General features: G+C 70.0%; 1 pseudogene. It reads right to left on the bottom strand.

Annotated features, from left to right (window positions below):
• A pseudogene (locus tag BSZ40_RS11790) lies at positions 1-273 on the bottom strand (hypothetical protein); the annotation flags it as partial.
• Positions 274-547 lie beyond the last annotated feature (274 nt).

Here is a 547-nt window from a genome sequence, read left to right as displayed (position 1 = left end):
GCCCAGACCGGGCATACCCATCACCCCACCCATGGGCGCTACCCGCCCCACCGCCGCAGCGGTGGAAGATGGGCCCAGGCGGGAGGCCAAGGCCGCCCCACCCGCACTAACCCCACCCAACACCCCACCAGCCAAACCATGACTGGGTGGTTTGGGCAGGCCCGGGATGTGGTAGTCACTGCGCCAGGCCGGGGAATCCAACTGATTGACCGCCGGCGGGGTATAACCCGTCACCGGCCCATCAGGCCGCAACTGCAAATGCACCTTCGGCATCGGGCCAATCCCCGCTTCCCCACCCCCCGACACGCCCGGCAAACCCGGGCCAACCGGAGCCAGTGGCTGGCCAGACACACCCGGACCAAAACCAACCGGCCCACCCGGACCTCCAGACAACACCCCACCCGGCAGACCCGGACCACTCGGCAGGCCCGGGCCACCCGGCAACACCCCACCACGCAGGCCCGAACCACCCGGAACCCCCGGCATGCTCGGGCCACCCGGCACACCCACACCAGGCAGGCCACCAGACCCACCAAAACCACCACCA

It is taken from the genome of Buchananella hordeovulneris, assembly GCF_001907235.1.
In the GTDB taxonomy this organism is placed as follows: Bacteria; Actinomycetota; Actinomycetes; order Actinomycetales; family Actinomycetaceae; genus Buchananella; species Buchananella hordeovulneris.
The sequence above is the reverse complement of the archived record's forward strand: the minus strand, read 5'-3'. Positions and strand labels throughout refer to the sequence as shown.